Below are 25,293 nucleotides of genomic sequence, written 5' to 3'. Positions count from 1 at the left end.
CAGTCCGGAATTATGGATGCTTGATTGGGAATTTTTGAATTCGATGAGGTTTTGAAGCTGATCAGGGGGTTCCTGAATTAATAACAGTTAATCAGTACTTTGCGGCGGTAAACATAAAAAGCTGCTCTTATTGTAATTAGTATTGTGCCATAGCTGGATTAATGTTTTCAAGGATAACCTAATTGCTGCCAAACTCGTTACCATTCTAACTATCTGGCATTGCAAAAGTAATTTTCACTTTTGTTGACGGAGATGTGACCGGACCGCCTTGGCTGGCTGCTGATGCTTTGTTATCTTTGTTGAGGTTTAGGTTGATTTGAAAGGTCCGGCAATCCCAAAAAGCCGGGCTTTTCTGTTTTTTTGTAAGTGGCTTCAATCCCATATTAACTGGCTTTCTTTGGATGTTTATTTAATCATCAATTCCTTTCCCGTCTAAAATGTGCTGATAGTATTTTTCAATTCTCGCTTCTCGTGTTTTGGACTGTTTGGCCTGGTTGAAATAGAATAAATATCCTTTTTGTCGTCCCGATGTTAATGAATGGAACGCTTTAGTCAACGCTTTGTCTTCGTCTAAAGCTCGCTGAAATTCCTCAGGGATGGGATAGTCGGCAACTTTTTTCATTTCCACCTTTTTCCCGGATTTTTCAATTTCAACCGCTTCGTTGATGTAATCCCTGATAACAGGTTTCAGCTTTATGATTTGTTCGACATCGGTAAATCTGATTTGCCTTGCTGACTGCACATTTTCTGTTTGCTGTATTAAAACGTCTTTTGTGTCTTTTATCAAAGCGCCTTTGTGAAACAGCAATGCACAATATTCCTTAAATCCGTGAATAAGTACAATGTTTTTACCTTGGAAGGTATAACAGGGATGCATCCATTTATAATCTTCTTTGAGCGATTTATTTTCGCGGATGATTTCCCGCAACAAATGAAATTCTTCTTTCCATTTTTTGGCTTTCTCGAAAAAGCGTTCTGCTTGTGTGTTCATAAGTAGGTCTAATTTTTGTCCAAAATGATTCTTCTGTAATTGTAAGTTCCTGTTTACCTTCTTCGACATTGATTTTTGTTTTTTGTTCCATATTTAGTCATTTTTATAATTTTTCATTATAGCTTCCAGTTTGTTGAATCTGTCATCCCACATTTTGCGGAACGGTTCAATGAATTCAGCTATTTCTTTCATTTTTTGAGGGTTGAGGTGGTAATAAATTTCCCTTCCGTTTTGTTCGGGTTTTAACAGTTCACACTCGGTCAAAATCTGCAGGTGTTTGGAAACCGTTGGTCTGGCGGTGCCAAAGTTTGAAGCAATAGTGCCTGCGGTCATGGATTGCGAAGCAACCAACAGAAGTATTGCTCTTCTTGTAGGGTCGGCAATGGCTTGGAAAACATCTCGTCTTAAATTCATTACGAAGTCATTTGGCTATAAATATAAATGTAGTTATTTAACTACACAATTTTTTATAAAAATTTTTCCCGTTGACTCACATGACCTAATTTTATGAGCTGAACCCTTTTCGACTGCACTCAACGAATCCGTGGAAATGGTCGAGAACAAGCTCGAAGAGCACATATGTCCCACTGGCATTGTGTCATGAGTCGGTATTGACCTGTTTTACTTTAACCGCCTTTCGCCATATATTTGTAATGGCAAGAGAACCATTGACCTTTAACCGCAAACGATTATGATATCATTGTTTTTCAGAAACCTGCTCTTCACGATTTTACAGCCGGGTGTTGTAGCGGCATTGTTGCCTTACCTGATCCTTGGAAACAGGATTACGCAAGCCCTTGGGGAACCTTTTAACTTACGGCATTTTGCCGCATTGGCGGTATTCGTATTTGGATTCATCATCATGCTGGTCTGTATCGGAAGCTTCGCCATTTACGGCCGAGGCACTTTATCACCTGCAGACCCTACGAAAAAGCTGGTGGTGCAGGGGCTTTACAGATACTCCCGAAACCCGATGTATGTCGGTATCATGCTGATGTTGATCGGTGAGGGTTTTTTCTTCGGGTCGGGCGTGTTATGGGCTTATACACTGATTATTTTTATCCTGTTCAATATCTTCATAAGGTATTTTGAAGAGCCCCGTTTGATGCGTGATTTCGGTGCCGAATACACCCACTACCGCCAACGGGTCGGGATGTGGCTATGATTATTGTTTCCAGATAAATCTAAGCTGAAAAATAGAACATCGTGAGGTGACTTACAGTTTTCGGGTTAAATAAATCGTCGGGACCTCCTCTAATTTCTCCGGGACCGATGCTCCGAACGCTTTTATATAAGGTTGTTCATTATGTCGATCTAACCCTGCCTGATTTTGCCATATTTCATAGAAGACGAACAGGCTTTCGTTGTCCATCCCTTGGTGCAGGTCGTAGCGGATACAGGCTTCTTCCTTTCTGGACTGTATGACCATGTTGTCTAGTATGGATTTTACTTCGTCGACAAATTTGGGTTTGCTCTTGACTATTGCGGTGATATAGATCATAGTTATATTTTTTTAGTTGATGAATGGGATAATCGAAGAATGATATGGATTCCAACCCAATTCCTTCCGTGCTTTATCTGCATTGCAAAGGCTATTGGAAGCAAAACCGAAATATCCTCCCGCGGGCCCGAAACGGTCAAGGGCCACCTGTACACTGACCGAACGGGCTGGGCTGAGATTAAGCCTTTCGCTGATGCTTTCGGCTAGTTCCCTGAGCGTCGAAGAACCATTTTCGGTATAGTACAACGATCCCGGCTTAGCCTTTTCCAGGGCAAGCACGTAGAGATCGGCCAGGTCTTCAATATGCACGTTAGACCAACGGTTCAGCCCTTTACCGAAATATATACCGAAGCCCATTTCTTTGGAAAAATCGATGAGGGCAGGCAGCTGTATGCTATCTTTTTTCAGACCGAGTCCCTCACCATAGACCATCGTTGGGACAATGACGATACTCCTGACTCCTCTGTGTGCGGCCTGTTGCACGAATTGATTGAGCAAAACACGGGAAACCATTTCCAATCGAGGCTGTAGGGGAATATCTTCTGTATACACGAAGGGGTTGGCGTCTCCGTTTTCCTTTCCACCCAAAATGGCCGATCCCGAAGTCACGATCAAGGTTTTATGCGTGTCTTCCAGTAACCGGATAAGACTATCTGCCGAATACGCGTCGTCTGCTGATTCTGCCGTATGGATAATAGCATCAACATCTTGAATAGCATCTTTGAGCAAGTCCTCGTTATGTATATTCCCCAGAACACCTGTTATGCCCAATTCCCGCAGTCGCCGCAGATCATCTTCTTTACGCACAAGGCCGCTGACCCGGTATCCTTTTTTCTTTAGTTTAACCGCAACCGTACCGCCTATATAACCTGTGATTCCGGTGATGAATATATGATGTATGTTCATTTTTATTTGAATAAATAGTCCTTGTTTCCGAATATGAAAAAAAATCTGTTTGTCTGTCAATTCGCTGATAAATGTGCTCCATCCGTAAGTGATCTTTCGAAAACGAACGTTTGCCTTAGATGTTCCATGTATCTTTGCTTATAGTCGTCCACCTGCTCCTGTGTGACATTCTTTTCGAGGTCGTGGAAATGTATGCCGGGTAGCCGTTCCAGTGAAAGGAAAGCGTTCATGTGATGGAAACCAAAAAGCACACCGTCATCCACGCTGGTCTGCCCAAAAAATTCTCCCGGCAATGTGAACGCCGTTTCCGGTGCATTCCATGTGGAGATGACCATATACTTTCGCCCATGTAGTGAGCCACCCTTGCCATAATTGAGATGGGGAGTATCGATTTTTCGTCCGTCGCTGTAATACAGTCCCTTGCGATGGCCCGCTGTAAACACTTCGTCAATGTATTTCTTCAGTTTGAAAGGTACCGAAAACCACCATATCGGGAAATGATAGATAACCACGTCTGCCCATACATATTTCTCCACTTCCTCCATGAGATCGTATTCATCGTTGATATCGGTTATTTGTAACTGAAAGCCGTTTTCAGGTGTAAAAAACTCCCTGTCCAATTCAGTTAATGTTTTATTGAATTTTCCGCCTGAATGGGCGAATTGCTGCCCTCCATTGATGACAAATATCTTTTCCATAAAAATTCCCATTTTGTTATGAAGCAAAGATCTTCCAAAGTTATTTATAATAAAAATAATTTAAATTATATATTTGTATCATAAAAATTATAGAAATGCAAAGTAACTTGGAATGGTTTCGTACGTTCAGGGCGATTTACGAAACCGGCACTTTATCTGCTGCCGCGCAGGCGCTTTACATATCCCAACCCGGGGTGAGCCTACATCTCAATTCATTGGAAGCGTACACGGGTTACAAGCTCTTTGACCGGTCGGCCAGACGCATGGTACCGACAGAAAAAGGAAAGATCTTATACAACTTCATCCTTGAGCCGCTCAAGAAGCTCGAAAACGCCGAACAGCACTTTCACCGGCGTTCGCAATCGGAACGGCCCACGATCAGCGTAGGAATGTGCTTTGAAACTTTTCAGTACACATTGGAAGAACATATTGCCAAGTTACCATTCAACCTCATCATTAAATTCGGCGAATACCCACAGATGCAACAGGACCTAGACAACGGCCTTTTGGACCTGATCATCACGCCGCAGAAAGGAGACCAGAAGAACCTGATCTACCGCCCTTTTTCCAAGGAGAGGATCGTGCTTATCGGAGGAGGGGAGACGGACGTTACGGAATTGATCAAACTGTTGCAACATAACGAAATTCAGCAGGCCGGGCAATTCCTGAAACAACAACTTTGGTATAGCACTGCCGCCGACATGGAACATTTGACTCATTTTTGGTTGAAGAACTTCGGCGAGCACCCCGATTTCAAGCCCAACTACATTGTTCCCAATATAAGCTCCATTATACGTTGCCTGAGTGACGGAATTGGTTTCTCGATCGTTCCCGATTTTCTTTGCCGGGAGGCACTTGATTCGGGAAAGATAAAATTCGTGTGGGAGGGTAATAAGGCATTGGAAAATACCCTTTACTTTGGCACACGGAAAAAGACCATCTACCAACAAGAGCTGGAACAATTGGAACAGATCTTCAGGGAAAAATGGGAAATGGAGCCAGTAGTTATCTAGTTAGAAATACCGTATAAATTTTTTTGTATTTTATGATATTGGACGGCGATTATAGCATAACCAAAAATAAATATATATCATCTCGTATCTAAGATCTCTTGATAATATGTTCGAAATGCTTATTTTGCAACGGTACAATTTTAAATGGATAAATTATGAAAAAATTCAATGAACTAAAAGCACTTATCGCTTCAATTGAAGATGATGCAGTGAAATTCTATGAAAAAGGAAACAGTGCGGCGGGTACAAGAGTACGTACCGGTTTGCAGAAAGCGAAAACACTTGCCCAGGATCTTCGCAACGAAGTAACTGCGATCAAAAACAAGGCTAAATAAGTAAAGACACGCCACTTCCTGTGGCGTGTCTTTTTAATACCTGTTTCCTCCGCGTGCTGTATCAATTGATTAAACAATATATAATTATTTGTAATGTAAATATTTATATAATTTATTTTAACTGTTTATAGAGATATATTCTCTTCCTGTGAACAGAACTGTAAAGGCATTGCAAACACCATAATGATAATGTTAGAGGTAAGAATTGTCTAACTAACTGTCGATTCTTGTATTTCGGCTGCCATTGCGGGATCGCTAATTCCCGGTCGACCTGTTTCTACCCTTCCTGCAAATCTATGCAAAAAACCGCCTTCGGACTTGACTGTAAAATCATACCAATTACTGCTCTTCTCCAGACCTATAGGTATGCTTAGTTTTTTTCCTGGAGTCAAGGATATAGCGTCCAGTTTCGGGTATTCGTATGCGTTAGCTTTAATTTCCAGATTTAGGGGCTCCGATGAATTATTCCCTAGTAGAAAAGTAATACTTCCATTACTATGATCATATTGTAATTGGATTTCAGGTTCAACGTTCCAGATATTGCCGGTGAATTTGTGGAAGTAGCCATTAGGACCATAGACTTCAAGATCATAAGTACCGTCCGTTTCAATTAGGTCCCATTCATCTTTCAGCGATTTCGCAGCCTCCACCGTATACCGTCGCGGTATCATATCCAGTTGTTTCATATTGTAAACATGGTATACGGCACCTTTATTACCTTTATTCTCGAAAATAAGTTGAACCTGGTTATCGCCTTTAAGGTATTTCAACGTACAGTGCAAACGGTAGGGGAGCGCCCTTGACAAACGTGTTCCTTTTTCCTGATATAATTTGGATGGCTGTGCAGGGGCTGTAGCTTTAGGTAATTCTTTTGACGCCTTATCTATTTGCTCAAATCCAGACGTATCAGGCATAGCTGGTGGCTTTGGATCGTTGGGTGTGATAAAATCAAACGCCGAGGTAAGATCACTGCTGACAGCTCGGTGCCAAGGCGAAATAGCAGGGATGATTACACCGAACCGTTTTTCTATAAATTGGCCAACCGATGTATGGTCTGCCACAGCTGAATCCACCCATCCGCCCTTGCTCCAAGGGGAAAGGATATACATGGGCACACGCGGTCCCATGCCCCAAGGGCGTAATTTACCGGAGATAGTATCTCTTTTATCAATGTAGACCCGATCGGTTACAGTATCCTCAAGGTTGTCCTTGTCATTGTCAAAATACATACCAGCAATATCCAGGGTCGACTTGCCTGCCAGCGTATTGTTGAGGTTGTAAGAAGGTACGGCTGGAGCAGGCAAATGATCGAAAAGACCGTCATTTTCATCAAATGTCAGAAAGAACGCTGTCTTGCTCCATACTTCCGGATTTGATGTAATAGCAGACAATACTTCGTGTGTGAAATTAGATGCCCGATATGGACTTGAAGGTGCTCCCGGATGTTCTGAATTGCTCTGTGATGGCAGAATCCAACTCACCTGGGGTAACGTATTGTTCTTTACATCGTTGGCCAAGTCTTCAAGAGACCAGTGTCGCATGCCATTTTCATAAATCGGGGAACCTGGTTTGGCATTCCGAAAGCTTTCAAATGCCAAGCAGCCGTGCATGGCTCCGGTCCAATTGTCATTTGGATCCTGATAAATACGCCAGCTGATACCAGTGGAGTTGCTACCTTTAAAGCGAGACAGATTTAGACAGTAATTTTAAATTTGTAGAAATGCATAGAAAATTTGATGATTCGTTTAAGATAATGGCGGTCGATTTGAGCGTTGTTAAGGGATCTGTAGCCGATGTAGCTAAGGAATTAGACATAGACCCCAGTTTACTGAGTAAATGGCGTAGAAATCCACGTTATAATGGGAATAAGGTTTTACCTGACAATCCCAAGATCAGTCCGGAGGAGCAGGAGTTAAGGATTTTACGCAAGAAATTAAGAGATACAGAATTAGAACGCGATATCTTAAAAAAGGCCATAGCCATCTTCTCCAGGGGAGACGGTCCATATACCGGTTCATAAAGGAGAACCGAGAAGTATATTCCGTAGAGAAGATGTGCGAAGTATTGAACGTTAGCAGCAGTTGTTTTTACCGTTGGCTGGTTTGGCCCGAATCCCCCAGGGAACAACGCAGTAAAGCACTTGTGGATAAAATACAGCAGGTACACAGTGACAGTAAGTATATCTATGGCAGCCCACGGATAACCGCAGAGCTGCACAAAAAAGGTGAAATGGTATCAAGAAGCTACGTAGCAAGATTGATGAAGAAACATGGGATACGAAGTAAGGTTAAGAAAAAATATAGGGTGACCACAGATTCGAGCCATAGTTATAGGATAGCTGAAAATCTCCTCCAAAGAGATTTTTCAGCGGATTCCCTATCGCAAAAATGGGTTAGCGACATTACTTACATCCATACCGGCAAAGGGTGGCTTTATCTAACAACGGTTATCGATCTGGCGGACAGAAAAGTCATTGGATGGTCTTTAAGCACCGATATGACGACTAAAAACACTTCTGTACAAGCCATCAAAATGGCTATTAGAAACCGAGGTATCAAAGATGGTCTTATCTTCCATTCGGATAGAGGGATCCAATATGCCTGCGATGAATTCAGGAGGGTAATTGTAAAAAACAAGATACTTCAAAGCATGAGTAGGAAGGCCAATTGCTGGGACAATGCAGTAGCTGAGAGCTTTTTCAAGACACTAAAGGCTGAAATGATCTACCATAGAAAATTCATCGATCAGCAATCGGCTAAATTGGAGATCTTTGGATATATTGAAGGTTTTTATAATACCAAAAGAACACATTCTGCCCTGGGATATAAAACCCCTAAGCAGATCGAAGAGATGCTATTGGAAAAAGAGAAAATGGCAGCATAAAAAAGTCTCCTATTTTAAGTTGCAATTCCACCAGCCTCCTGCAGTACGTCCGGAATGGTAGGCCAATTGAATGCACTGCCTTGATAGGAATAGCCAGGTTCGGGCATTTCCCCTTTTATCCAACATCGGAGATTTACCGGTTCCGAATCTGCATCGGTACAATTGATACCGGCAGCTCGCTTTTCGGGATTGTTTACCGATCCCGACCAAAACACGATTCGATTGGGATCCGTTCCTGTGGCTACCGAACAGTGATAAGCATCACAAATCGTAAAATATTCTGCCATGGCATATTGAAAAGGGAGCTCCTCCCTTGTATAATAAGCCATTGAGTATGGTGTCTTGAATAAAGGCCAAAAGCCGTACTTACCTTGGTTCCAAGCGGCCTGCGTATCGGGAAAATTATGTGGAGTGCCACTAATGAATGCCGCATTGGATGTTTTTCCGTCGGCACGGAAAGGTGGGATGACCTTTTCGCCGTCTGACTGATGGAAAACCCGTTCACCACTTTCAAGTGGTATGGGAAAGCGGTCTCCAAATCCTCGAACACCTTTCATCGCTCCGAAATAATGATCGAAAGAACGGTTTTCCTGCATGAGAATGACAATGTGCTGTACATCATTTATTGAACGGGTGGCATTATATGCCTCTACAGCCAACGCCTTTTTTAAGAGTGGCTCCCATATGGATGCAGCTAGGCCTGCTGTCGCCGACATTTTAATGAAATCTCTTCTGTGTAGTTTAGACATGGTTAATTGCTTTTGTACAAATGTTACGTGTTTTTTCGGGATAATCAAGAAAAAACAATTATGAAATCATTAATTCCTAGCTGGTATATGGTGTAAGATGAATATTTTCGAAACCCCATTCTTCCTAACAGAATCTATCCACTCTTTCCGATTGCTATTGTAGCGTGCGGACGTTAAGTTTAATGTGTGCTAAATAAAATAGTATACCATATTTGTTTACTAAATAAATTAGTATTATTTTTGTTGTTCGAACTCAACAACAGGGCTGTGATGTTAAAAGACAAACATGAGGTATTAAGCCAATTGAAAAAGGATCTACTGTTTTGGCAGGGATTTAGGCGAAAAGAAAGCCATATGGACAGCATTGGCCTAGGCCCCCTGGAAGCAGCCTTTCCTAATGGCGTTTTCCCAACCGGTAGTATCCATGAGTTTATCAGTACATGCAGGGAGGAAAGTGCTGTTTCGAGCGGTTTCATAAGTGGTCTGTTGGCCAAACTGATGAAAAATGGGGGGGTCTGCATTTGGATAAGCAGCGTCAAAGCACTGTTCCCACCGTCTATCAAAACCTTCGGTGTAGAGCCGGATCGTATCATTTTTGTATACACGGAACGGGAAAAGGATGTTTTGTGGGCGACGGAAGAAGCGCTCAAATGCGAAGGAATTGCTGCTGTTATTGCCGAGCTTCAAGAATTGGATTTCGTGCAATCACGACGTCTGCAACTGGCTGTAGAAAAAAGCGGGGTAACGGGCTTTGTGCTCCGCAGTAACCCTCGAAGGATAGGTGCAACGGCTTGCGTTGCTCGCTGGCGGATAAGCTCCCTATCGAGTGAGTTAGAAGAAGGTTTGCCAGGAGTCGGCTTTCCAAGGTGGGAAGTCGAACTGCTCAAAGTGCGTAATGGTAATCCGGGAACATGGAAGCTGGAATGGTCAGAAGAGCGTTTCGTGCCTGTCACCCAGTCTCAAGAGGCTATCCATTCAATAGAACAGGGCCGAAAATCAGGATAATGAATAATGAAAAAACGGTTTGCTTCAATATGGTTCAGGCATCTAACAACGGATTGGTTTGCAATTCGACGTCCCGAGCTACGCAGGGTACCGTTCGTGTTTACAGCACCTGTTCATGGCCGCTTGCTCATCACGGCCGCTAACCCGATAGCGGAAGGACAGGGAGTGGGCGCCGGGATGGTGGTAGCGGATGCCAAAGCTATATTACCCAGCCTTGAGGTCTTCGATGACAGGCCCGGTATGGCCGAAAAATTATTGAAAACAATCGGCCTTTGGTGCATACGTTATACTCCTGTTGTCGCTATGGACTATCCCGATGGACTGACGCTGGATATCAGTGGATGTGCTCATCTTTGGGGTGGAGAAAGGGAATACCTGAGAGACATTGTAAGCCGACTAAGGGGTAAGGGATATGATACGAGGATGGCCATAGCCGACACCATTGGAGCTTCTTGGGCAACAACTCGTTTTGGTAAGGTGGTGCCCATTGTCGAGAGCGGTTCCCAGCTTGAGACCCTGTTGCCCATGCCTCCAGCAGCATTGCGACTGGAACAGGAAACGGTACAGCGACTACATAAACTTGGCCTCAAGACCATCGGCAGCTTTGTGGGAATGCCTCACGCTGTACTGCGTCGGCGTTTCGGTAAAGGTCTTTTACTAAGGATAAACCAGGCACTTGGTGTGGAAGAAGAGTTTATCGAGCCACTGAAACCCATACCTCCCTACGAGGAAAGATTGCCCTGTCTTGAACCAATCTGGAGTTGCTACCTTTAAAGCGAGACAGATTTAGACAGTAATTTTAAATTTGTAGAAATGCATAGAAAATTTGATGATTCGTTTAAGATAATGGCGGTCGATTTGAGCGTTGTTAAGGGATCTGTAGCCGATGTAGCTAAGGAATTAGACATAGACCCCAGTTTACTGAGTAAATGGCGTAGAAATCCACGTTATAATGGGAATAAGGTTTTACCTGACAATCCCAAGATCAGTCCGGAGGAGCAGGAGTTAAGGATTTTACGCAAGAAATTAAGAGATACAGAATTAGAACGCGATATCTTAAAAAAGGCCATAGCCATCTTCTCCAGGGGAGACGGTCCATATACCGGTTCATAAAGGAGAACCGAGAAGTATATTCCGTAGAGAAGATGTGCGAAGTATTGAACGTTAGCAGCAGTTGTTTTTACCGTTGGCTGGTTTGGCCCGAATCCCCCAGGGAACAACGCAGTAAAGCACTTGTGGATAAAATACAGCAGGTACACAGTGACAGTAAGTATATCTATGGCAGCCCACGGATAACCGCAGAGCTGCACAAAAAAGGTGAAATGGTATCAAGAAGCTACGTAGCAAGATTGATGAAGAAACATGGGATACGAAGTAAGGTTAAGAAAAAATATAGGGTGACCACAGATTCGAGCCATAGTTATAGGATAGCTGAAAATCTCCTCCAAAGAGATTTTTCAGCGGATTCCCTATCGCAAAAATGGGTTAGCGACATTACTTACATCCATACCGGCAAAGGGTGGCTTTATCTAACAACGGTTATCGATCTGGCGGACAGAAAAGTCATTGGATGGTCTTTAAGCACCGATATGACGACTAAAAACACTTCTGTACAAGCCATCAAAATGGCTATTAGAAACCGAGGTATCAAAGATGGTCTTATCTTCCATTCGGATAGAGGGATCCAATATGCCTGCGATGAATTCAGGAGGGTAATTGTAAAAAACAAGATACTTCAAAGCATGAGTAGGAAGGCCAATTGCTGGGACAATGCAGTAGCTGAGAGCTTTTTCAAGACACTAAAGGCTGAAATGATCTACCATAGAAAATTCATCGATCAGCAATCGGCTAAATTGGAGATCTTTGGATATATTGAAGGTTTTTATAATACCAAAAGAACACATTCTGCCCTGGGATATAAAACCCCTAAGCAGATCGAAGAGATGCTATTGGAAAAAGAGAAAATGGCAGCATAAAAAAGTCTCCTATTTTAAGTTGCAATTCCAATCCGTACAGACAAGGGAATAGAAATTGCCCTTGAACGATTACTGAAAGGTCTATGTAGACGACTTTCCGGAGAAGGCAAGGGACTGCGCGAAGCGATCTTGAAATGCTATCGTGTGGATGGTAGATCAGTGCAGGTGGCTATTGGCACCAGTCGTTCCACGGCCAGCGTTCGGCATATATTCAAATTATTTGCTCTTAAAATACCACAGATAGAGCCTGCATTGGGCATTGAACTGTTTGTATTGGAGGCACCAAAAGTGGAGGATATAGACCCCGGGCAGGAAGCCTTATGGGGCAATGAACCCGGGCTAGAAGATGTGGCACTAGCCGAACTGCTGGACAGGTTGAAAGGTGGAGAGGGTACCTGTTCCATTCATCGTTACCTGCCCGACGAGCACTATTGGCCAGAGCGCTCGGTCAAAGTAACTACATCCATCAAGGAAAAGCCCTCCACAGCGTGGTACAGCGGCAGACCGCGGCCTACGCGACTGCTGCCCAATCCCGAACCGATAGAGGTGACGGCACTGATACCGGATTATCCGCCCATGCTGTTCCGTTATAAAGGTAAAGTACACCCGATAAAGAGGGCTGATGGGCCGGAGCGGATCGAGCGGGAATGGTGGATGGATAAGGGCGAGCATAGGGATTATTATTATGTGGAAGATGATAAAGGCTGCCGGTACTGGCTATTCCGTTCGGGACATTATGGAGGAGAAGACCATACTCGGCAATGGTATATACATGGTTTTTTTGCTTGAGTGGTTATGGGCTATACGGAATTACAGGTGACAACGAATTTTAGTTTTCTACGGGGAGCATCGCACCCCGATGAGTTGGTGGAACGCGCAGCGGCATTGGGTTATAAAGCCATTGCCATTACCGATAGGAATAGTTTCGCAGGTATTGTTCGAGCACATACCGCTGCCAAAAAACATGGTATGCGTATCATTCCTGCTTGCCGCCTTGACCTGTTGGATGGCCCAAGCCTGTTAGCCTATCCCACAGATATGGATGCCTACGGGCGGCTTTCCACATTGCTGACAGTAGGTAATCTTCGCGCAGAAAAAGGGGAATGTCATTTATATAAAGCGGATGTTTATGCTCATAGCAAAGGCATGAAATTTATTGCCGTGCCACCCGATAAACTAACCACGACTTTCGAACTGGAACAATCCTTCGTACAGCACATGGGGGAATATCGGGAGGTTCTGGGTAAACATATTTCTTTGGGCGCTACCCGAACTTACCAAGGTGATGATGCGAAAAAGCTGTTCAGGTTGCACCAGCTATGCCAGCAGATTGATATCCCTATGGTGGCTTTGGGTGATGTGCATTATCATGAGCCGGCCAGACGGGAACTGCAAGATATACTGACCTGTATCCGGGAGAAATGCACCATTCACAACGCGGGTTTCCGGCTGCATCCGAATGCCGAGCGCCACCTTAAACCAATGGCGGAAATGCATCGCCTGTTTCGCCAGTATCCCGATGCTGTCAGTTATACGGAAAAAATTGCAGAAGCTTGCAGTTTCTCTCTCGATAGCCTGAAATATGTTTATCCCGAGGAACTGACAAGAGATGGCCGTACACCACAGGAGGAGTTAACCTATATTACATGGAAAGGCGCAAAAGAACGATTTGATGACGATATTCCCGAAAATGTTGTAAAGGCAATCGTTGATGAGCTGAATTTCATCCAGCGGAAAAATTATGCTTCATACTTCCTTACCGTGTACGACTATGTGCGTTTTGCACGTGAACGGGGCATCCTTTGTCAGGGACGTGGTTCAGCAGCCAACTCAACGGTATGTTATTGCCTGGGTATCACATCAGTGAACCCTTCGAAATTCAGGCTCCTTTTTGCACGTTTCATGTCTGACGCTCGAGATGAACCACCCGATATTGATGTGGATTTTGAGCATGAGAGGAGGGAGGAAGTAATTCAATACATTTATGAAAAGTATGGCCGTCACCGCGCCGCTATCGTAGCTACGGTAACACAGGTACGCTCGAAAGGTGCCATACGTGATGTCGCGAAGGCTATGGGACTGTCATTGGATGCCGTAGGTCGTCTATCCGGAGTTATCAGCAGTCATTGGGATGACCATATCGATTTGGAAAGGCTTGCCGAACAAGGCTTTAACCCTGATGATCCGCATTTAAGGAAAGTGCTCGAATTGACTTACCAATACATGGGTTTTCCCCGTCAATTGGGTCAACACACGGGAGGTTTTGTCATTACACAGGGTAACCTCCATGAACTTTGTCCCATCATCAATGCGCGAATGGAAGACCGCACGAACCTCGAATGGAACAAAGATGACCTGGAAGCATTAGGTTTCCTGAAGGTGGATGTACTGGGATTGGGTATGCTGACCTGCGTCCGCAAGGCTTTTGATCTGGCCAAAGCGCACTATAACCTTGAACTCACCTTGGCAAACATACCAGAGGACGATGAAAAAGTATACAAAATGATAAGTCATGCCGATACCCTTGGTGTATTCCAGATTGAGAGTAGGGCGCAGATGTCGATGCTTCCCCGCCTGCGCCCCAGTTGCTTCTACGATCTGGTCATCGAGGTGGCCATCGTAAGGCCGGGGCCGATACAGGGTGATATGGTGCATCCTTACCTACGTAGGCGTAACAAAGAGGAGCCAGAAGATTATCCGTCAGAGGAAATCGAGCACATTCTGAAAAAGACGTTGGGCGTTCCCTTGTTCCAGGAGCAGGCCATGGAGATTGCCATCGTAGCGGCGGGCTTTACGCCTGCTGAGGCCGATGAACTTCGCAGGAGCATGGCTACCTTCAAAGCCAAAGGGGAGGTGAGCCGTTTCCATAAGAAAATGGTGGATGGAATGGTGGCAAAAGATTATTCTGAAGATTTTGCCAATCGGGTATTCAAACAATTGGAAGGCTTCGGAAGCTACGGGTTTCCCGAAAGCCACGCCGCCTCGTTTGCCCTATTGGTATACGTTTCCTGTTACCTGAAATGCTATTACCCCGGTATTTTCGCAGCGGCCTTACTGAATAGCCAGCCAATGGGTTTCTACCAACCGGCACAGCTCGTTATCGATGCCCGTAAACATGGTGTGACCGTGCTTCCCATCGATGTCAACTACTCGGAGTGGGACAATACATTGGAAGGTGAAATGGGCAAAGAGCATGCCCTGCGCCTTGGTTTTCGACAAGCGGATGGCATATGTGAGGAAGATGCGGACTTGTTAGTGAACAAACGGAGCAATGGTTATGCCACCATTACTGCCATAGTGGATGCGGGTGTGTCGCTATCTGCGATGGAAAGACTAGCTGATGCGGACGCGTTCCGCTCATTGGGGATCGACCGAAGACAGGCATTGTGGGAGATTTCGGCTTTACAAGATAGGCCGATCGCGCTGTTTGAGGGACAACCGTTGAAATGTAGCAAAGAGGGGCAAATAACACTGCCCCTGATGACAACCAGTGAGCATGTAGTGCAGGATTATGCAGCTACCTCTTTGTCTATCAAAGCACATCCCGTCAGCTTCCTCCGCGAGAAACTGAATCTGCTACATGTCGTGCCAACTGAAAAGTTAAGTACGATGAACAACGGTATGCACGTAAAGGTTTGTGGCATGATAACGGTGCGCCAACGACCAGGTACGGCCAAAGGCGTGTTGTTCGTAACCATCGAAGATGAAACGGGATTTGCAAACCTTGTGGTTTGGGGCAAGGTGTTTACGAAATACCGGAAAGAGATCCTTAGGTCGAGGCTGTTTATGGTAGCCGGTAAATTACAAATCGAGGGTGAAGTCGTCCATGTAATTGCCCAACGCTGTTTTGATATGTCAGGATTATTGCGTGGACTTGTAACAGCGGATGATGAAGATATCACTAATAGCGTATTCCATAAGGGAAGGAATTTCAAGTAAGTGACAAACAACAAGCCGCCTATCAGGCAAATTATAGAAAAAGATGTTTTTTGGTCGGATTTTTTATTAAATTTACGTATTATGTTTTAATATATTTTTTTGAAAATGAACGGTTTGGAGTTAATTTCAGTCAAGCATATGCCTGTAAAAAAGGTAAACGGCTTTACAAGTTCACGGCTATCAGACATACTCTCGGTAGAAGAACCGCTGGAAATAAGAATTGACTACGGCCCTAGAGCAAAGCGAATACAAAAAAATATCTCCGTCACCATGCGCACGCCGGGTGATGATATAGCACTTGCTGTTGGCTTTTTATTCACAGAAGGAATTATATCCTCCTATCACGACGTGGTAGATGTCTACCATGCAGGTATGGAGTGTTCTTCAGGTAAAGAAAATATTATCCAGGTAGAACTCACTGAAAATTTCACACCTTCTCTAGCGCAGACAGACAGGAATTTTTATACAACATCCAGTTGCGGTGTTTGTGGAAAAAGTTCTATTCAATCCATAAGAACGGTTAGTTCTTTTTGCAACCTGAACAAGCCCCGGCTACATCTAAGTATAAACGTATTATACCAGTTACCCGCGAAGTTAAGAACCGCCCAAAGCAATTTTGAGGTTACAGGAGGCATCCATGCATCTGGCCTTTTTACTATTCAGGGTGATTTGGTTTTTTTAAGGGAAGACGTCGGACGACACAATGCAGTAGATAAATTAATAGGTGATGCTTTGATTAACAATTTATTGCCATTAGACCGGCATGTTTTACTTCTCAGTGGAAGGGCAAGTTTTGAATTGATTCAAAAAACGGCCATGGCCGGTATCTCCATTGTAGCGGCTATAGGGGCACCGTCAAGCCTTGCGGTAGAACTTGCCAGGGAATTTGATATTACCCTTTTGGGTTTTCTTAAAGAAAATAGATTCAACATTTACAATTCGAGTGATCGAATATTAATACAGAGCGTATGAAAATTAGAATCAAAGGCAATTCGGTAAGATATAGGTTGACTAAATCCGACGTAGAGAAATTAGGGGCTACAGGTTTTTTGGAAGAACGCTCGGAGTTTGCGGGAAAAACATTGGTATATGCAATAAATTCAACAAAAGACGATACACTTTCAGCTGATTATGTACTAGACCGTATCGAGCTCAGAATGCCAAAGGTAATGATCGATGAACTTAATAATACCGACAGCGTAGGATTTGAAGATCGAACCGGTCCTGTAAGTTTGCTTGTGGAAAAAGACTTTACTTGCCTTGACAATGTTGAAGAGGATCAAAGCGATAATTTCCCCAATCCACTAATACGCCAATAAATACCTGGATTATGGAAAAAGATAACGATAAAAAAATACCCGCTGCAGAGAACCCCTACAAGTTATTAGACTTGAAATTAACCAAGGTGAAAACATCAGCTGCAGGTTTACCTGCTGTGATAGCGGCATTTAGCGATTTTTTTGAAGAGGGGGTGCCGTTTAGAGGAACACGGGCCTTATTTAAAATGAATCAAGTGGGTGGTTTTGATTGTCCGAGTTGTGCATGGCCCGATCCTGATGATGACCGATCGCCATTGGGCGAATATTGTGAAAATGGAGCAAAGGCTTTGGCAGAAGAAGCAACGACAAAAAAGGTTACTGCAGCATTCTTTCAAAGCAATTCCGTTTATGATCTGGCTAAATTGGACGATTTTAAAATAGGTCGGATGGGAAGATTGACAGAACCTATGTACATGCCTAAAAACGGAACACATTATAAACCCATCAGTTGGGACAATGCGTTCAAAAAAATTGCAGAACACCTGAATGCCTTAGACTCGCCGAATGAAGCTGCGTTTTATACTTCTGGAAGAACGAGCAATGAAGCATCGTTTGTATACCAGCTATTTGCAAAAGAATATGGTACGAACAATATGCCTGATTGCTCGAATATGTGTCACGAGACTTCAGGAACTGCTTTATTGCCAACCATCGGGATTGGCAAGGGAACAGTCACATTACATGATTTCTATGATACAGATGTGATCGTAATTGTTGGACAGAACCCCGGAACCAATGCTCCTCGTATGATGACCGCCCTGGAGAAAGGCAAAAAAAATGGCGCGAAGATCATCGCAATCAACCCGTTGCCTGAAGCTGGTTTAATGGGATTCCGGAATCCACAGCAAATAAATGGCGTTATTGGCAAGGGGGTTACACTCGCAGATCTCTATTTGCCGGTGAAAATAAATGGTGACATGGCTCTCCTAAAGGCTATCGAGCTCCTATTGTTAGATTTCGAAAGAAAATCTCCCGGAGAAGTATTTGACCAACAATTCATAGGAGAAAAGACAGTGGGATATGATACATTTATCAAGCAATTTGATGATTATACACTGGAAGAGCTCGCGGTCGCTGCTGGCATATCGCCTGCAGCAATTTATGAGGCGGCTCAGCTGTTAGCATTCAAGAAGCGCATTATTTTTTGTTGGGGCATGGGATTAACGCAGCAACCAAATGGCGTTGATATGATTCGGGAGATCGTTAATTTGTTGTTGCTCAAAGGAAGTATCGGCAAACCGGGAGCAGGCGTTTGTCCGGTCCGTGGGCACAGTAACGTCCAGGGAAACAGAACTATGTTGATCAATGAAAAACCTACCAACGAACAGCTGGATAGGATACGGGACGTTTTCGGCTTTGAACCTCCACGTGAACACGGTTACGATGTTGTAGGAGCTATTAAGGCCATGCACCAAGGGAAAGTCAAAGTACTTTTTTGTATGGGAGGTAATTTTCTGTCAGCAACACCTGACACAACTTATACTTCTAGGGCGTTAAGAAAACTCAATTTAACCGTATGTGTGTCTACTAAACTAAATCGGGGGCATTTGATACATGGACAAGAGGCTTTGATACTTCCAACATTTTCGCGAAGTGATATCGATATAGTGAATGGTAAGCCTCAGTTCGTAAGTACAGAGAATTCAATGGGCGTCGTACAATCATCAAAAGGTGTATTAAAGCCAGTGTCCGAGATGCTTATGAACGAAACGCAGATTGTATGCCGTATGGCAATGGCCACTTTGGGAAGTAAATCCGTTGTTAATTGGCAGCGATACGCCGAGAGTTATGATACAGTGAGGGATGACATCGAAAAGTGCATTCCGGGCTTCGAAGACTATAATGTCAAGGTGAGGCAAAAAGAAGGATTTTATCTTCCCAATGCTGCACGGGATGGAAAGTTCATCACTAGGGATTTCGGAGATCGCGCGCCATTTACTTTAACCGTCGTACCGGATAATGAACTTGGTCCTGATGAATATATGATGGCTACTACCCGCACGCACGATCAATTCAATACGACAATTTATGGCCTCGACGATCGGTATCGTGGTATAAAGAACGGGCGTAGAGTAATTTTTATGAATGAAAAAGATATAGGGGACGCCGGGTTTAAAACGGGTGACAAGGTAGATTTATTCAACTACGACGATAATATCGAAAGAATTGCCCCTTTGTTCATTATTGTTGCTTATCAAATACCCGAACGGAATACGATGACGTATTTCCCTGAAACAAATGTATTGGTTTCTGTAAATAACGTTGTTCGGGAAAGTAACATGCCGGCATCAAAATATGTTAAAATTAAAATCAGAAAACATGACCCTAAAATATATGACTTAATAGACCAATTGTAATTAAGTACATAGTTTTAGGTCTCATTACCGTTGCTTCGCTGGCATGTTTTTAGAGGGTACAGCGTATTAACTTTGATATAAAAATATGATTTACACCCAAGTTGAACCTCATCCCGATTTAGTAGACTACATTGATGCTTTTTGGACACAGGCTTGCTCTTTCAAAAATAAAGCGCAACAAAGGGCAAAAAAATTTATTGGATATTGCTTTTGACTGCGGATATTATGACCACGCCCACCTTAGTAATGAAATAAAACGATACACAGGACTTGCTCCATCGCAATTTTAATTTTGTCGTTTTTTCCCAAAGTTGTTTATTATCAATAAGATAACTTTGCAGTAAAACATGAACCACAAAGTAAATTAAAAATGGAGCAAAGAATAAGCGTATTGACGATTGGTGCAGATGACTTAACTGCTATGAGAAATTTTTATGAGGAAAAATTGGGATGGAATCCGGTAGCTGTGAACAAAGATATTGTTTTTTACAAAATGAACGGTTTTTTATTTAGCATTGGAAAACGAAAGGAGTTAGCAACCTTTATAGGCATTAAACCTGAAGGCAGCGGTTTTCGTGCAGTTACTTTTGGTTATAATGTTCCGACAGAAAGAGAAGTAGGAGAGCTTTATAAACAGCTAAAGGCTAAAGGAGTGAAAATGCTGAGTGAACCAACTAAGCCACCTTTCGGCGGATTATTCTTTTACTTTGAAGATATAGAAGGTAATATCATTGAAATTGCCTACAACACCTTTATTCCACTTGATAAGAACAATAACGCCATTGACCATAAATCGATTAACCATTTGTAAATTAAAACCAAGATAATGGGAAATAATAAAATTTTAGGGCTTCGAACAGTTATTTATAAAGTTGGAGAGATCAGTATTGCCAAAGAATGGTATGCCAAAGCATTCGAAGTCGAACCTTACTTTGATGAACCGTTTTATGTGGGGTTTGATATTGGCGGATATGAACTTGGACTTCAACCCGAAGAACAGTCCAGGAAAGACCGGGTCGAAAGCGTGATAGCCTATTGGGGAGTTGATGACATTGCTACCGAGTTCAACAGGTTAGTAACCTTGGGAGCAACAGCCTATGAGAGGCCTAAAGATGTTGGAGAAGGCATTATCGTCGCGCAACTGAAAGACCCTTGGGAAAATATTATTGGTCTTATTCACAACCCTCATTTTAAGGTTACTTTCTGATATTACCTTGGATAAGAACGGATCGTTAATAAATTACAGCGCAAAAAAAGTAAAATAAAAAAATCCCTCCACATAGAAACTATTACTCCCTCTTTGGAGTTCCAACAACATCATATACTTTTGATGCTCATTTTAAGAAGAAAAACATTTAACAACCTTTTGGCTTAGCGGGGTTCAATAATCGAAGAAATATTATTTACTTTTGCAGCATGACTGAAGAATTCGATATAGAAGAGAACGGCGAGCAGGATTTATATGAACATTTACGCATAGCGGTAGATAAAGGGCAGGCGTTACTACGTATTGATAAATTTTTAATGCATCGCGTGGAAAATGCTTCCCGAAATCGAATTCAAAATGCTATTGAAGCAGATAATGTATTGGTTAACAACAAGCCAATAAAAGCAAGTTACAAAGTTAAACCTTTCGATATTATAACGGTCGTTCTACCACATCCGCCCAGAGATACCGAAGTATATCCTGAAGATATCCCTTTAGTAATTCCATATGAAGATGATGATTTATTAATTGTGAACAAGCCGGCGGGTATGGTTGTACATCCGGGCTACAATAATTATACCGGCACGCTGGTAAATGCCTTGGTTTTTCATTTCAGTAAGCTGCCGCATCTACCAGGTAACGATGGACGACCAGGCTTGGTACACCGAATCGATAAAGATACCAGCGGACTGCTGGTCATTGCCAAGAATGAACGGACGATTACCCAATTGGCTAAGCAGTTTTACGATCATAGTATCCACAGAAAATATCTAGCACTGGTTTGGGGAGATATCGAAAAGGATGGAACGGTAGCAGGTTATATAGGCAGAAGTTTAAAAGATCGTAGAGTGATGTCGGTTTATGACAATGAAGATAAAGGTAAATGGTCTGTGACACATTATACGGTATTAGAAAGGCTCGGTTATGTAACACTCATTGAATGTCAGTTAGAAACAGGACGCACACACCAGATACGGGCACATATGCAGTCTATTGGCCACCCGCTATTCAATGATGCGTTGTATGGAGGAAATAAAATCCTAAAAGGGACTGTATTTACAAAGTATAAACAATTTGTTGATAATTGCTTTGGCATATTACCCCGGCAGGCGTTACACGCTAAAAGTTTAGGATTTATACATCCCCAAAAGAAAACATATATAACCTTTGAAGCTGACTTACCACAAGATTATGCTTCCTGCCTAGATAAGTGGCGTTCCTATGTGCAATATGAAAGATCAAAATAACATTATTCAAGAACTAATTTTTCCTTTTTCCCGTTAAGAATACTGATGAACGATACATACATAAATAATAACGGCACCTTGATGCCGGAAAGTCAACCAGTGATACTCGCAAATAACCGAAGTCTACGTTATGGTGATGGAATATTTGAAACCATGCGTTGGGTAGATAATGATATTCGCTTTTTACAATACCATATAGAACGACTTCAGGAAAGCATGGAAATATTACATTTGGAAGGTGCCAATAAATTTGATGCATATTTCATTCGTGAGAAAGCAGCAGAGTTGGTCAAAAAGAATAAACTGGGTGAGGCAAGAATACGTTTAAATATCTATAGGGGCGGTGCTGGATTGTACAGTCCAGACACGAATAAATGTAATTACCTACTAGAAGCAACTCCTTTAGAGCATAGTGGCTATCGTCTGAATAAGACCGGTGTCATTATAGATGTCTACAGAGAGCATAGGAAACCCGTTAATAGTTTATCAAAATTAAAAAGCAATAACGCCCTGATATATGTACTTGCAGGTATAACACGCAAAAAGCTTGGATGTGATGATATGCTGATCTTAAACAACGAAGGATTTCTTTGCGAATCGTTGAGCGCTAACATATTTGTCTGGTATAATAAAACGTTATATACACCTGCGTTAAGTGAGGGATGTATCGCTGGAGTAATGCGTAGAGTTGTAATAGAGATGGCAAAAGAATACGGCATCGAGGTAGTAGAGGCTCAAATAAGTCCCGAAATACTACATGAAGCAGATGAAATGTTTCTAACGAATGCCATTCATGGTATTCATTGGGTAATGGGGTATAAAAAGAAACGGTATTTCAACTATTTGTCAAAACGGCTACAGGAAAAGCTTAGTAAATGGCAATTGGAAATTGATCTTGACGAGTAAATAGTGGGTACTACCCACTATTTCTTTATTGTTTAAAGCCTAATGCCTCTTAGAAATTCATCTATCTTCATTTTTTTCTTTCCTTCGAGTTGTATTTCCCCTACCGCGATATAACCATCTTTTGTTGCAAATTTCAAGTATTGTTTACCATCACTCACAAATTCTCCCGGATGTCTATCTACCGTAATTTTCTCCCGGGTACATGTAAAAATTTTTAATATTTTCCCTTGAAAGTCAGTGAAAGCCGTAGGGTAGGGGCTTAGCCCTCTGATTTGATTGTAAACATCATCAACGGATTTATTCCAGAGAATCTTGCAATCGTCTTTAAAAATTTTAGGAGCTTCCTTTAATACCGAATTTTCTGCATCTACTTCTTGGGAAATTTCCTCGAACATATTAGCTTTTATTGCCTGTACCGTTTTTACCAACAGTTTTGCTCCTGTATACATCAACTTATCATGAAGGTCTCCAGCTGTGTCATGATCTGCAATAGCCACACGTTCTCTAAACAATATATTCCCGGTATCAATTGCATGCTGTAGTTTAAAAGTGGTGACGCCGCTTTCTTTTTCCCCATTGATGACTGCGTGATTAATAGGTGCTGCACCGCGGTATTGTGGTAAAAGGGAGGCATGAAGGTTAATAGTCCCCTTTGGCGGCATATTCCAAACAACTTCAGGTAACATTCTAAAGGCTACTACTACTTGCAAATCTGCTTTGAAACTTTTAAGTTCTTTCAGAAAATCGGCATCCTTTAAACGAACAGGTTGAAGAACAGGGATATTTTTAGAAAGGGCATACTTCTTTATGGCAGATTCCTGTAGTTTTTGCCCGCGACCAGCAGGTTTGTCTGCAACGGTCACAACGGCTACTACTTCTTCCCCCGCATCTAACAGTGCTTCCAGAGAAGCAACTGCAAAATCCGGTGTGCCCATAAATATTATTCGCATTATTTTAGTTCTATGTTTTTTTTAAACAATCAATCTTTACCTTTGCTAAGGTACAAATTATATATTGCAGACTTGAATTTTCCTTTATACTTAGCGCGTCGTATTAGCCAAGGGGGGCAACGCACATATTCGAAATTAATAGTTCATGTGGCGATAGCAGGCATTATGCTTGGTTTAGCCGTGATGATTTTAGCAATAGCCGTGTTAAAAGGGTTTAAAGGTGATATCATTAACAAAGAAAGGGGCTTTAATGGAGATATCACGATTTTTAAGCACGATTTAAACAGCTCCTATGAACGTATGCCTTTTCATTTAAATGATGATAGTTTACATTTACTCGGTAAGCTCCCCGGCGTTAGTCATATAAGAGCCTTCGCTACCAAGGCAGGAATTATCAATGCGAATGATGAGGTGGAGGGTGTAGTGCTAAAAGGTATAGATAGTGCTTATAATCAACAATCGTTAAAACATATTCTTATCGAAGGTGATACGTTGAACTTCGCTGATAGTATACCTGCGCAACAGCAAATTCTAATATCAAAATATACCGCCAATCGATTGAAGCTTAAACTCGGCGACGATTTTTTGATGTATTTTGTGCAAGAGCCCTTACGCAAAAGAAAATTTACCATCGTCGGTATATACAATTTAGGTGTTGAGGAGATCGATAAAACCTATGTAATAGGAGATATCTCGTTAATAAGAAGGTTAAACAACTGGCAGTCAAAAGATGTAGGCGGATATGAGGTAGCTGTGAACCATTTTGAAAATGTCGCTCAAATTAATCAAGATGTTCTGAGTTTTCTACCGATACACCTGGTTTCAGCGACCGTTTTAGAGCAGTTTCCGGAAATTTTTGAATGGTTGGCACTGTTAGATATCAATTCACAGGTGATACTCGTTTTGATGGTACTGGTGGCTATTATCAATATGATTTCTGCTCTACTGATCATGATTCTCGAAAGAACAAATATGATTGGTATTTTAAAAGCATTAGGTTTAGATAACCTTTCTATCCGTAAAGTTTTCCTCTATAATGCATTTCAGTTAATAGGGGTGGGGCTCATTTTAGGAAATTTATTGGGTGTTGGCTTATGCCTTTTCCAACACTATACGCATTTTTTTACGTTGGATGAAAGCGCTTATTATATTTCCTACGTACCGATAAATATTGGGTTCGTAGAGGTCTTCCTTTTAAATATTGGTACAGCAATGCTATGCTTGATCGCCCTTTTAATTCCCTCCGGCCTGGTAAGCAGGATAAGCCCAATTAAAGCCATTAGATTTAAATAGTTACATAAACGTTTACAG

28 protein-coding genes are annotated in these 25,293 nt (G+C 42.4%); 20 read left to right on the top strand and 8 right to left on the bottom strand.

Annotated elements, in window-relative coordinates; genetic code table 11:
* Positions 1–409: 409 nt before the first annotated feature.
* Positions 410–1,060 (bottom strand): YdeI family protein, encoded by a 651-nt coding sequence (locus H8S90_RS18415; protein WP_255501653.1) that lies wholly within the window; start codon positions 1,058–1,060, stop codon positions 410–412.
* A 24-nt stretch (positions 1,061–1,084) separates the two neighbouring features.
* Positions 1,085–1,405 carry a helix-turn-helix transcriptional regulator gene (locus tag H8S90_RS18410; protein ID WP_187339307.1) on the bottom strand — a complete coding sequence of 107 codons (321 nt, stop codon included), beginning with the start codon at positions 1,403–1,405 and terminating at the stop codon, positions 1,085–1,087.
* Positions 1,406–1,682: 277 nt separating this feature from the next.
* On the opposite strand from H8S90_RS18410, the gene H8S90_RS18405 reads away from it, so the two are divergent.
* The gene (locus tag H8S90_RS18405) at positions 1,683–2,156 is read left to right on the top strand and encodes an isoprenylcysteine carboxylmethyltransferase family protein (RefSeq protein ID WP_187339306.1); all 474 of its coding nucleotides are present in this window, start codon (positions 1,683–1,685) and stop codon (positions 2,154–2,156) included.
* Between the two features lie 51 nt (positions 2,157–2,207).
* Here the strand turns inward: H8S90_RS18405 and H8S90_RS18400 are convergent, their stop codons facing one another.
* The 3 genes from H8S90_RS18400 to H8S90_RS18390 are packed head-to-tail and all read right to left on the bottom strand — an operon-like array spanning position 2,208 to position 4,096.
* The gene (locus H8S90_RS18400) at positions 2,208–2,492 is read right to left on the bottom strand and encodes a putative quinol monooxygenase (protein ID WP_187339305.1); all 285 of its coding nucleotides are present in this window, start codon (positions 2,490–2,492) and stop codon (positions 2,208–2,210) included.
* A gap of 12 nt (positions 2,493–2,504) precedes the next feature.
* A complete protein-coding gene (locus tag H8S90_RS18395) occupies positions 2,505–3,398 on the bottom strand; it encodes an NAD-dependent epimerase/dehydratase family protein (protein WP_222852128.1) in 894 nt (297 codons plus the stop codon).
* Positions 3,399–3,454: 56 nt separating this feature from the next.
* Positions 3,455–4,096, bottom strand: a complete 642-nt coding sequence (locus H8S90_RS18390) for an NAD(P)H-dependent oxidoreductase (protein ID WP_187339304.1) — start codon at positions 4,094–4,096, stop codon at positions 3,455–3,457.
* A 95-nt stretch (positions 4,097–4,191) separates the two neighbouring features.
* Between H8S90_RS18390 and H8S90_RS18385 the strand changes: the two genes are divergently transcribed.
* Complete coding sequence (locus H8S90_RS18385; RefSeq protein WP_187339303.1) at positions 4,192–5,109, top strand: LysR family transcriptional regulator; 918 nt, start codon at positions 4,192–4,194, stop codon at positions 5,107–5,109.
* Between the two features lie 155 nt (positions 5,110–5,264).
* On the top strand, positions 5,265–5,444 hold the full coding sequence (locus H8S90_RS18380; protein ID WP_187339302.1) for a histone H1: 180 nt from the start codon (positions 5,265–5,267) through the stop codon (positions 5,442–5,444).
* Positions 5,445–5,653: 209 nt separating this feature from the next.
* Here H8S90_RS18380 and H8S90_RS18375 read toward each other — a convergent pair whose 3' ends face one another.
* Positions 5,654–7,102, bottom strand: a complete 1,449-nt coding sequence (locus tag H8S90_RS18375; RefSeq protein ID WP_255501958.1) for an alkaline phosphatase family protein — start codon at positions 7,100–7,102, stop codon at positions 5,654–5,656.
* A 62-nt stretch (positions 7,103–7,164) separates the two neighbouring features.
* Between H8S90_RS18375 and H8S90_RS18370 the strand changes: the two genes are divergently transcribed.
* The gene (locus H8S90_RS18370) at positions 7,165–7,464 is read left to right on the top strand and encodes a transposase (RefSeq protein WP_187339052.1); all 300 of its coding nucleotides are present in this window, start codon (positions 7,165–7,167) and stop codon (positions 7,462–7,464) included.
* The gene (locus H8S90_RS18365) at positions 7,377–8,327 is read left to right on the top strand and encodes an IS3 family transposase (protein WP_187342851.1); all 951 of its coding nucleotides are present in this window, start codon (positions 7,377–7,379) and stop codon (positions 8,325–8,327) included. The genes H8S90_RS18370 and H8S90_RS18365 overlap by 88 nt, the downstream gene beginning before the upstream one ends.
* Positions 8,328–8,341: 14 nt before the next feature.
* On the opposite strand, the gene H8S90_RS18360 is transcribed toward H8S90_RS18365, so the two are convergent.
* Entirely contained in the window at positions 8,342–9,076 is a 735-nt protein-coding gene (locus H8S90_RS18360) for an alkaline phosphatase family protein (RefSeq protein ID WP_187339301.1), read from the bottom strand.
* A 270-nt stretch (positions 9,077–9,346) separates the two neighbouring features.
* Here H8S90_RS18360 and H8S90_RS18355 point away from each other — a divergent pair, with 270 nt between their 5' ends.
* The 14 genes from H8S90_RS18355 (at position 9,347) to H8S90_RS18290 (ending at position 23,032) form a co-directional block, all read left to right on the top strand.
* On the top strand, positions 9,347–10,081 hold the full coding sequence (locus tag H8S90_RS18355; RefSeq protein ID WP_187339300.1) for an ImuA family protein: 735 nt from the start codon (positions 9,347–9,349) through the stop codon (positions 10,079–10,081).
* Positions 10,082–10,087: 6 nt separating this feature from the next.
* A complete protein-coding gene (locus H8S90_RS18350) occupies positions 10,088–10,855 on the top strand; it encodes a DNA polymerase Y family protein (protein WP_187339299.1) in 768 nt (255 codons plus the stop codon).
* 39 nt (positions 10,856–10,894) lie between these two features.
* On the top strand, positions 10,895–11,194 hold the full coding sequence (locus H8S90_RS18345; protein WP_187339052.1) for a transposase: 300 nt from the start codon (positions 10,895–10,897) through the stop codon (positions 11,192–11,194).
* Entirely contained in the window at positions 11,107–12,057 is a 951-nt protein-coding gene (locus H8S90_RS18340; RefSeq protein WP_187342851.1) for an IS3 family transposase, read from the top strand. Before H8S90_RS18345 ends, H8S90_RS18340 begins: the two co-directional genes overlap by 88 nt.
* 144 nt (positions 12,058–12,201) lie before the next feature.
* The gene (locus H8S90_RS18335) at positions 12,202–12,846 is read left to right on the top strand and encodes a hypothetical protein (protein ID WP_187339298.1); all 645 of its coding nucleotides are present in this window, start codon (positions 12,202–12,204) and stop codon (positions 12,844–12,846) included.
* 6 nt (positions 12,847–12,852) lie between these two features.
* Positions 12,853–15,996, top strand: coding sequence for an error-prone DNA polymerase (locus H8S90_RS18330; protein ID WP_187339297.1), 3,144 nt, complete (start codon positions 12,853–12,855; stop codon positions 15,994–15,996).
* Between the two features lie 105 nt (positions 15,997–16,101).
* Positions 16,102–16,968 carry a formate dehydrogenase accessory sulfurtransferase FdhD gene (fdhD, locus tag H8S90_RS18325; RefSeq protein ID WP_187339296.1) on the top strand — a complete coding sequence of 289 codons (867 nt, stop codon included), beginning with the start codon at positions 16,102–16,104 and terminating at the stop codon, positions 16,966–16,968.
* Positions 16,965–17,315, top strand: a complete 351-nt coding sequence (locus tag H8S90_RS18320) for a hypothetical protein (protein ID WP_187339295.1) — start codon at positions 16,965–16,967, stop codon at positions 17,313–17,315. The genes fdhD and H8S90_RS18320 overlap by 4 nt, the downstream gene beginning before the upstream one ends.
* Before the next feature lie 11 nt (positions 17,316–17,326).
* Entirely contained in the window at positions 17,327–19,672 is a 2,346-nt protein-coding gene (locus H8S90_RS18315; RefSeq protein WP_187339294.1) for an FdhF/YdeP family oxidoreductase, read from the top strand.
* A 134-nt stretch (positions 19,673–19,806) separates the two neighbouring features.
* A complete protein-coding gene (locus H8S90_RS26485; RefSeq protein ID WP_187339293.1) occupies positions 19,807–19,962 on the top strand; it encodes an AraC family transcriptional regulator in 156 nt (51 codons plus the stop codon).
* Between the two features lie 80 nt (positions 19,963–20,042).
* Positions 20,043–20,483 carry a VOC family protein gene (locus H8S90_RS18305; RefSeq protein ID WP_187339292.1) on the top strand — a complete coding sequence of 147 codons (441 nt, stop codon included), beginning with the start codon at positions 20,043–20,045 and terminating at the stop codon, positions 20,481–20,483.
* A 15-nt stretch (positions 20,484–20,498) separates the two neighbouring features.
* A complete protein-coding gene (locus H8S90_RS18300; RefSeq protein ID WP_187339291.1) occupies positions 20,499–20,879 on the top strand; it encodes a VOC family protein in 381 nt (126 codons plus the stop codon).
* A gap of 209 nt (positions 20,880–21,088) precedes the next feature.
* On the top strand, positions 21,089–22,126 hold the full coding sequence (locus tag H8S90_RS18295; protein ID WP_187339290.1) for an RluA family pseudouridine synthase: 1,038 nt from the start codon (positions 21,089–21,091) through the stop codon (positions 22,124–22,126).
* Positions 22,127–22,171: 45 nt separating this feature from the next.
* A complete protein-coding gene (locus tag H8S90_RS18290) occupies positions 22,172–23,032 on the top strand; it encodes an aminotransferase class IV (RefSeq protein ID WP_187339289.1) in 861 nt (286 codons plus the stop codon).
* Between the two features lie 32 nt (positions 23,033–23,064).
* Here the strand turns inward: H8S90_RS18290 and fmt are convergent, their stop codons facing one another.
* Positions 23,065–23,982, bottom strand: coding sequence for a methionyl-tRNA formyltransferase (gene fmt / locus H8S90_RS18285; RefSeq protein ID WP_187339288.1), 918 nt, complete (start codon positions 23,980–23,982; stop codon positions 23,065–23,067).
* A 72-nt stretch (positions 23,983–24,054) separates the two neighbouring features.
* On the opposite strand from fmt, the gene H8S90_RS18280 reads away from it, so the two are divergent.
* Positions 24,055–25,275, top strand: coding sequence for an FtsX-like permease family protein (locus H8S90_RS18280; protein ID WP_187339287.1), 1,221 nt, complete (start codon positions 24,055–24,057; stop codon positions 25,273–25,275).
* Positions 25,276–25,293 lie beyond the last annotated feature (18 nt).

Source organism: Olivibacter sp. SDN3 (assembly GCF_014334135.1).
Classification (GTDB): Bacteria; Bacteroidota; Bacteroidia; order Sphingobacteriales; family Sphingobacteriaceae; genus Olivibacter.
This window is presented reverse-complemented; position numbering and strand designations above follow the sequence as displayed.